Raw genomic sequence first — 7,791 nt, 5'->3', positions numbered from 1 at the left:
ACCCCATCCCGCCCTACCGAGTCAACCTCGACCCCGGCACGGGCCGCCTGTCCACCGAGGTGCTCGACACCCACACCGGCGAGGTGATCCTGCGCATCCCGCCGTCCTACGCCGACCCGGCAGAGGATGGGGTGGAGGATGGGGCGGAGGAGAGCGGGCGGCCGAAGGCCCCGGAGGTGAAGGCATGAGCACGCTCCAGGACTATCGCCAGATCGTCCGCAACCAGGATCGCTACGACGCGATGATCCGCTCGCGCCCCGACGTGAAGCGCAACATCGCCTATTTCGAGGCCAACATCGGCAAGGTCTCCAGCGCCGAGGAGCTGCTGAAGGACGACAAGCTCTACCGCTTCGTCATGGTGGCCTTCGACCTGGAAAGCCAGACCTACGCGCGCGCCCTCATCCGCAAGGTGCTGGACCAGGGGGTGAAGGACCCGGAGGCGCTGGCCAACCGCATGAATGACGCCAAATTCAAGGAGATGGCCACCGTCCTGTCCTTCAAGGAGACGGGCGGCGCCACGCTGAAGGAGCCGGCGATCGTCAAGGCCATCGTCGACCGCTACGTCGACGTGTCGCTGGAGGTGAAGGCGGAGGAGAGCAACCCCGCCGTCCGTCTGGCGCTCTACTTCGACCGCAAGGCGTCGCGCATCACCAACTGGTATCAGGTGATGGCCGACCGCGCGCTGCAGAAGGTGGTCTTCACCGCGCTCGACATTCCCGAGCAGTCGGCGCTGGGCGACCTCGACCGGCTGGTCGACAAGCTGAAGAAGCGCTTCGACATCGCCGATTTCAAGGACCCGGCCAAGCTCGGAAAGTTCCTCGACCGCTTCTCGGCCATGTACGACCTGAAGAACGGCGGGCCCGCGGGAGCCTCCGCAAACCTCCCCTACATCGGGCCGATCAACAGCCGCGGACGCTCCTCGATCATCGCCATCGACCCGTCCATCACCATGTCGCTGCTGAACTTCCCGCGCTTCTGAGCGGCGGCGTTCCGGCAAGCCGAATTCCGGGAGACTGGCTGTGCAGCCGAGCCGACAGGCCAGGCCGCCGGGCGCGTGGCCGCACGTCGTGGCCCTGCTGCCCGGCCCGGACGACCGGGACGAGGACACGGCCCGCGACTCCCTTCATATCCTGCCGATGACCATCCTGCCGCTGGAGACTCCGGGCCTGCGCCGGGCGCGGCTGATCAAGAACGTCCGGCTGCAAACGGTGGTGGAGCTGTTCAACGACGTCCACGCCGGCAGCGGGCAGGTGATGCCCAGCCAGTTGCCGCTGCATTTCGGCAACCGCTCGCCCGAGCTGGACCGCGACCTGCTGATGATCGGGCAGATCGCCCAGGCCGCCAGCTTCGACGTCTATTCCCTGCGCATCGAGCTGCGCCGCCTGAAGATCGCGGTGGACGAGCACGCCGCCCTGCGCCTGTCGCAGCGCCGGAAGGACCAACTCACCCGCTACATGCGCGTCTTCACCCGGCCGCTGATCGAAAGCGTCTACGGCAGCGACGACGTGCAGGTGCAGAATGTCGAGGACCTGATCCGCCTGTTCGCCGAGCCCGATCTGGCGGAGGTGCGCCGCCGGCTGACCATGATGGCCGACCGGCTGGACATCGCCATGGCCGACATCCCGGCCTTCCTGGAGGAGTACGGCGACATCTTCCTGTCGCTGGCCTATTTCAAGCAGTGCCTGGACGAGATCGTTCCCGACGTGCAGGCCTTCCTGGCTTGGATGGACGCGGTGCGCGGCTTCAGCGAGGTCCGCCGCGACGCCCGGCACGCCCGGATGCTCGACGAGGTGGGGCGCGACCTGACGGAGATCGCCGCCTCGATCACCGGGCGGTTCGAGAGCTTCGACAACCGCTCCAAGGACTTCTGGCGCAACATCAACGCCCAGAGCTTCCGCAGCATCCGCGACCTGATCACCAACCATCACGTCACCATCGGCGGGGTGCTGTGCGGGCTGGCGGTGAAGATGGCCCTGTGGAAGGCCCGCTTCTCCAGCGGCGGTGGCCCGGTCCGCCGCTTGGAGTTCATCCGTTCCGAAATCCTGCCGGGCCTGTCGCACATCCGCTCCCTGGAACGCTCGGCGCGGAGCGGGGGGCGCTGAGGCCCCCGGCATTCCACGGATCGCCTACCGGCGCCGCGCGGCGAGCTGGAGGGCGGTGGCCGCGGCGGCGACGGCGATGCCCAGGCCGGTCACGGCGGTCCAGCCCCCGGCGTTCCAGGCCAGCGTCGCGGCGCTCGACCCCAGCGCACCGCCCAGGAACATGCCGCCCATGAAGATGGTGTTCAGCCGGGCCCTGGCCTCGGGGCGCAGGGCGTAGACGATGTGCTGGTTCGACACCAGCGCCGCCTGGACCGCGAAGTCGAGCAGGATCACCCCGGCGACCAGACCGGCAACCGACGTCCACAGCCCGAACAGCAGCCAGGAGGCGAGCGTCAGCAGCGTGCCCAGCAGGATCACCCGGTGCGGCCCGCTGCGGTCGGCGATCCGTCCGGCCATCGGGGCGGCCAGGATGCCGACCGCGCCGACGATGCCGAACAGCCCCGCGGCGTCGGCGCCCAGGCCGAAGCGCGGCTCGGCCAGACGCAGCGCGAGGATGGTCCAGAAGGCGGTGAAGGCGGCGAACAGCAGCCCCTGTGTGACCGCAGCCAGCCGCAGCGCCGGGAACTCACGCCACAGATGGACCAGCGAGCGCATCAGCGCCGGGTAGCGCAGGGTCGCGTTCGGGTGGCTGCGCGGCAGCATGACGGCCATCAGCGCGGCGGCCCCCAGCGCCAGCGGCACGGCCAGCCAGAACATGGCGCGCCAGCCCTCGTGCGTGCCGACGAAGCCGGCCAGCGTCCGGCTGAGCAGGATGCCGGTCAGCACCCCCGACATGACGGTCCCCACCGCCGCCCCGCGCCGCTGCGGCGAGGCGAGATGCGCGGCGAAGGGAACGATCTGCTGCGCCACCGTTGCCGAGACGCCGAGCAGGAGCGAGGCGGCGACCAGCAGGGCGGGACCCTGCGCCAGCGCCGTCGCGACCAGCGCCGCGGCCAGGAGCAGGAACTGCCCGACGATCAGCCGCCGCCGCTCCACCAGATCGCCCAGCGGCACCAGCAGGAGCAGGCCGGCGGCGTAGCCGAGCTGCGTGGCGGTCGGGATCATGCCGGTCAGCGGGCCGGGCAGGTCGCCCTCGATCAGCCCCAGCATGGGCTGGTTGTAGTAGATGTTCGCGACGGCCAGCCCCGCGGCGGTCGCCATGGCGAAGGTCAGTCCGCGACCGAGCCGGGATTGGTCGGGTGTGTGGGCTGATGTCTGGGGCATTGTGTCGGTGATGCTCATAATCCACGATCCTTTTGCCAACATCCCCTCTCCCCCCCTGGGGAGAGGGTTAGGGTGAGGGGGGTGCGCGTGGCGGAACGTCCGGCAAACGCGTACCCCCCTCACCGGCCCTGCGGGCCACCCTCTCCCCAAAGGGGAGAGGGTTACGGAAGCCCAAGGCGATGATTTCTGAAACGGACCCTATCGCACTTTCACAATCCGCATCAGTCATGCAGAATGAATGGCCTGTATATCGGAATATGAAGCAATGGACCTCGCCGGACTCGCCGTTCTGGTGGAAGCCGCCCAGGCCGGCAGCCTTGCCGGCGCGGCGCGGCGGCTGGGCATCTCGCCGCTGATGGCGACCCGGCGGCTGGCCGCGCTGGAGGATGCCATGGGCGCGCGGCTGATGCAGCGGACCACCCGCTCCCTCGCGCTGACGCCGGAAGGGGAGGCTATGCTGCCCTTTGCCCAGGCGATGCTGGAGAACGAGGCGGCGGCGCGGGCCAGCGTCCGCCCGTCCTCCGCCGGGGCGTCGGGGCTGCTGCGCGTGACCGCGTCGGCGGCCTTCGGGCGCAAGGTGGTGGTGCCGGTGGTCGCGGACTTCCTGACGGACAACCCGCAGGTCTCGGTCGATCTGCTGCTGACCGACACGGTGGTGGACATCGTCGGGCAGGGGATCGACCTCGCCATCCGCATCGCCCATCTGAAGGACAGCGCGCTGATCGCGCGTCGGCTGGCCGACAACCCGCGGGGGCTTTACGCCACGCCCGGCTATCTGGCGGCCCGCGGCACGCCCGCCGCCGTCGCCGATCTGGCGGAGCACGAGTGCCTGTGCCTGTCCGGCACGACCCATTGGAGCTTCGCGGGCGACGGGAGGGAGCGGCGCATCCGGGTGCGCGGCCGCTTCACCGCCAACTCCATCGAGGGGTTGCGGGACATCTGCCTCGCCGGGCTCGGCATCGCCATCCTGTCCGAGTGGGACGTGCGCGACGAGGTGGCGCGCGGCGCGCTGGTGGCGCTCACCCTGTCCGCCGGAGCGTTGGAGCCGCTGGCGGTGTGGGGCGTCCATCCCTCGGCGCGCTTCGTGCCGCCGAAGGTGCGGCTGTTCATGGACGCGCTGGCGAAGGCGCTGCGCTGAACCGGGTCAGAGCCGGACGGCCGGGCGGTCGGCCGGTTGGGTGGCGTGCAACTCGTAGAGCTTCGCCAGGATTTGCGGGGCGGGCTGCTCCGCCTTGGGCGCCGGTACATCCGCCGCGGCGTCGGTGCTTGGCGTCTTGCGGGCGAGCGCTTCCGCCAGCACGGCGGGGGACGGACGATGGTCCGCCGGCGGCTCCTGCGCCGCGCCGGCGAGAAAGGGCAGGGGCGGGGCGTTGGACGGCGCGTCCGCCGGGGCCTTCGCCTCCTCCACGCCACCCTCGGCCAGCGCGACGAGGTGGCCCAGCGGGTCGTCGCCGGTCACCGCCTCGAAGGCGGCCATGGCGGCGCTGCCCAGCAGGCCGATGGGGCCGCCGAACAGGAAGCCGCCGGCCAGCCGCGCCGGCAGGCCAATCCCGTCGCCGGTGGCGTGACGGTAGACCTGCGACACCCCCGGCAGATGCTGAAGCGGATTCACCGCGTCCAGCAGGTCCCCGAAATCCAGGCCGAGGTCCGCCGTCTCCTGTTTGGTCGGGGCCTTCACGGCGTCCCGTGCGGCGGTGGTCGGGGCAAGCGCGTGGGCGGCGAGCGCGGTGGCGTTGGTCATGGCGTGGCTCCGGCGGGAACGGCGAGGATGCGGTCGAGGATGCGGAAGGAGTCGGGGGACGGCGTGGCGTCGTCCTTGCCCTGGCGCAGGAACTCCTCCAGCGCCGGGTTCAGCGCGACGGCGTCGTCGACCTCCGCGTCGGTGCCCTGCTTGTAGGCGCCGATGCGCACCAGCTCCCGCATGTTGTCGTAGGTGGCGGCGAGGCTCCGCGCGCGGCGCAGCAGGGCGTTCTGCTCCGCCGTGTGGCAGCCGGGAAGCAGGCGCGACACGCTGCGCAGCACGTTGACGGCGGGGTAGCGCCCTTGCTCGGCGATGCGACGGTCCAGCACGACGTGGCCGTCCAGGATGCCGCGCACCGCGTCAGCGATGGGCTCGTCATGGTCGTCGCCGTCCACCAGGACGGTGAAGATGCCGGTGATGTCGCCCTGGCCCTCCCGGCCCGGCCCGGCGCGCTCCATCAGTTTGGGGAGTTCGGCGAAGACGCTGGGCGGGTAGCTCTTGGCGGTCGGCGGCTCCCCGGCGGCCAGCCCGATCTCGCGCTGGGCCATGGCGAAGCGCGTCACGCTGTCGATCAGGCAGAGGACGTGCAGGCCGCGGTCGCGCAGTTCCTCGGCGACGGTCAGGCAAAGGTAAGCAGCCTGCCGGCGCATCAGCGGCGGCTCGTCCGAGGTGGCGACGACGACGACGGAGCGGGCGAGGCCGTCCGCGCCCAGATCGTCCTGGATGAACTCCTGCACCTCGCGCCCGCGCTCCCCGACCAGCCCGATCACGATGGCGTCGGCCCCGGCGTGGCGGGCGACCATCGACAGCAGCGTCGATTTGCCGACGCCGGACCCGGCGAAGACGCCCATGCGCTGGCCCCGGCAGATCGGCGTGAAGACGTCGATGGCGCGCACGCCGGTGTCCATCTTCGCCCCCACCCGGCGGCGCGCGTAGGCCGGCGGCGGTGATGCGCGCAACGGGCGGGCGTGGTGGCCGTTGCGCAGGGGGCCGCGCCCGTCGATGGGCTCCCCCAAGGCGTTGACCACACGGCCCAGCCAGCCGGGGCCGGGGCGCAGCGTGAAGGCGGTGTCGTCGGTGACGGCGGCGCAGCCCTCCGCCACGCCGTCCAGATTGTCAAAGGCCATCAGCAGCGTGCGGCCCTGGCGGAAGCCGATGGTCTCGCACAGCAGGCGCTGGCCGCGCGCCGTCTCCGCCCAGCATTTGTCGCCCACGGCCAGGACGCGGCGCAGCCCCTCCACCTCCAGCGTCATGCCGGCGGCGCTGCGGATCTCGCCGCGCCAGGATCGGGTCGGCATCCGCTCGATCTCGGACAAAAGGTTGGAAAGCACGCGCATCGCCGGGACGTCTCCGCCGTGTCGGAATGCGGTGATCCTGCCACGAGGATTTTAAATCCGGTTTTAAACGGCGGGAGTCATCTTGGCCCTGCCTTGCTTTCCGGCTTTGCGATAGGGCCGTTCCAATGGATTTTAGCAATATTTCGGTGTTTCGGCTGACCGGCGCGCGCCTCGATTACTTGGCGGAGCGGCAGAAGCTGATCGCCGCCAACGTCGTGAACGCGAACACGCCCGGCTATCAGCCGAAGGACCTGAAGCCCTTCGCGGCGCTGATGGACGGCCCTCAGACGGTGGCGCCCGTGCTCACCTCGCCCATGCACCTGACCGGCTTCAACCCGTCCGGCGCCGTGCAGGAGGCGCGCAAGCCCGAGCAGTGGGAAACCACGCCGGACGGCAACGCCGTGTCGCTTGAGCAGGAAATGACCAAGGGCAGCGAGACGCGCGACGCCTTCGCCCTGACCGCCGGCCTGTTCCAGCGCAACCTGCAGATCCTGCGCGCCGCCTGGCGCGCCGGCTGACGACTTCGGAGTCCCCTTCCATGCTCACCGATCCCCTGGCCGCGACGATGCGGATCGCCAGTTCGGGCCTGCAGGCGCAGGGTACCCGGCTGCGCGTGGTCGCCGAGAACATCGCCAACTCCGATTCCACCGCCATGACGGCGGGCGGCGATCCCTACCGCCGCAAGACCGTGTCCTTCGCGACCACGATGGACCGCGCCGCCGGGTCGGAACTTGTGAAGGTCAAGCAGATCGGGCGCGACCGCAGCGACTTCCAGCTCGTCTACGAGCCCTCGCACCCCGCCGCCGACGAGAAGGGCTACGTCAAGCGCCCGAACGTCCAGCCGCTGATCGAGATGATGGACATGCGCGAGGCCAGCCGCTCCTTCGAGGCGAGCGTCAACGTCATCGAGCAGTCGCGCAGCATGATGAGCCGCATGATCGACCTTCTGCGCGGCTGAGGAGATCCAGAGCATGATCGACCTTCTGCGCGGCTGAGGAGATCCAGAGCATGATCGAACCCATCGGCCGCGCCGCCGCCGCCTACGGCCTCCATCGCGCGCCCCTGGCCCAGCCGGCGCCCGCCGCCTCGCTCGCCACCCCGCCCGCCGCGGCGGCTGCGGGATCGGCGCCCGCCGAGACGGCGGCGTCGGCGGCGGAGAGCAGCTTCGGCGCCTTCCTCGACCGTCAGGTGTCGCAGGCGGTCGAGACGCTGAACGAGGGCGAGCGCATGTCCGTCGCCGCCGTCGCCGGCAAGGCCGGCACGCACGAGGTCGTGCGCTCCGTGCTCGCCGCCGAGATGACCGTGCAGACGGTGGTGTCGATCCGCGACCGCATGGTGCAGGCCTATCAGGACGTCATGCGGATGGCGATTTGAGCGCGTGTGTTGGGACGTAATGCCCCCTCCCTAA

The 7,791-nt window shown here is 70.5% G+C and carries 9 protein-coding genes and 1 pseudogene; 7 read left to right on the top strand and 3 right to left on the bottom strand.

Annotated features, from left to right (window positions below; genetic code table 11):
- From GBZ26_RS24450 to GBZ26_RS24440, 3 genes and pseudogenes are all read left to right on the top strand, one after another.
- Nucleotides 1-188 (top strand): annotated as a pseudogene (locus tag GBZ26_RS24450) (hypothetical protein); the annotation flags it as partial.
- The gene (locus tag GBZ26_RS24445; protein WP_174441072.1) at nt 185-979 is read left to right on the top strand and encodes a DUF1217 domain-containing protein; all 795 of its coding nucleotides are present in this window, start codon (nt 185-187) and stop codon (nt 977-979) included. The pseudogene GBZ26_RS24450 and the gene GBZ26_RS24445, both read left to right, overlap by 4 nt.
- An 88-nt stretch (nt 980-1,067) precedes the next feature.
- Entirely contained in the window at nt 1,068-2,102 is a 1,035-nt protein-coding gene (locus GBZ26_RS24440) for a hypothetical protein (RefSeq protein ID WP_014199647.1), read from the top strand.
- 24 nt (nt 2,103-2,126) lie between these two features.
- Here the strand turns inward: GBZ26_RS24440 and GBZ26_RS24435 are convergent, their stop codons facing one another.
- The gene (locus tag GBZ26_RS24435; protein ID WP_247884893.1) at nt 2,127-3,242 is read right to left on the bottom strand and encodes an MFS transporter; all 1,116 of its coding nucleotides are present in this window, start codon (nt 3,240-3,242) and stop codon (nt 2,127-2,129) included.
- Between the two features lie 328 nt (nt 3,243-3,570).
- Between GBZ26_RS24435 and GBZ26_RS24430 the strand changes: the two genes are divergently transcribed.
- Nucleotides 3,571-4,443, top strand: coding sequence for a LysR family transcriptional regulator (locus tag GBZ26_RS24430; protein WP_174441071.1), 873 nt, complete (start codon nt 3,571-3,573; stop codon nt 4,441-4,443).
- Nucleotides 4,444-4,449: 6 nt separating this feature from the next.
- On the opposite strand, the gene GBZ26_RS24425 is transcribed toward GBZ26_RS24430, so the two are convergent.
- Together GBZ26_RS24425 and fliI are read right to left on the bottom strand one after the other, a co-directional pair.
- Entirely contained in the window at nt 4,450-5,046 is a 597-nt protein-coding gene (locus GBZ26_RS24425; protein WP_174441070.1) for a hypothetical protein, read from the bottom strand.
- Nucleotides 5,043-6,383 carry a flagellar protein export ATPase FliI gene (gene fliI / locus GBZ26_RS24420; protein ID WP_174441069.1) on the bottom strand — a complete coding sequence of 447 codons (1,341 nt, stop codon included), beginning with the start codon at nt 6,381-6,383 and terminating at the stop codon, nt 5,043-5,045. The genes GBZ26_RS24425 and fliI overlap by 4 nt, the downstream gene beginning before the upstream one ends.
- Before the next feature lie 125 nt (nt 6,384-6,508).
- On the opposite strand from fliI, the gene GBZ26_RS24415 reads away from it, so the two are divergent.
- The 3 genes from GBZ26_RS24415 to fliE are packed head-to-tail and all read left to right on the top strand — an operon-like array spanning nt 6,509 to nt 7,757.
- Complete coding sequence (locus tag GBZ26_RS24415; RefSeq protein WP_211104939.1) at nt 6,509-6,901, top strand: flagellar basal body rod protein FlgB; 393 nt, start codon at nt 6,509-6,511, stop codon at nt 6,899-6,901.
- A gap of 20 nt (nt 6,902-6,921) precedes the next feature.
- Nucleotides 6,922-7,341 carry a flagellar basal body rod protein FlgC gene (gene flgC, locus GBZ26_RS24410; RefSeq protein ID WP_035682224.1) on the top strand — a complete coding sequence of 140 codons (420 nt, stop codon included), beginning with the start codon at nt 6,922-6,924 and terminating at the stop codon, nt 7,339-7,341.
- Nucleotides 7,342-7,391: 50 nt separating this feature from the next.
- Complete coding sequence (gene fliE, locus GBZ26_RS24405; RefSeq protein ID WP_174441068.1) at nt 7,392-7,757, top strand: flagellar hook-basal body complex protein FliE; 366 nt, start codon at nt 7,392-7,394, stop codon at nt 7,755-7,757.
- Nucleotides 7,758-7,791: the final 34 nt, after the last annotated feature.

It is taken from the genome of Azospirillum formosense, from assembly GCF_013340925.1.
Classification (GTDB): domain Bacteria; phylum Pseudomonadota; class Alphaproteobacteria; order Azospirillales; family Azospirillaceae; genus Azospirillum; species Azospirillum formosense.
Note: the sequence above shows the minus strand (reverse complement) of the source record. Positions and strands in the feature narration are given on the sequence as shown.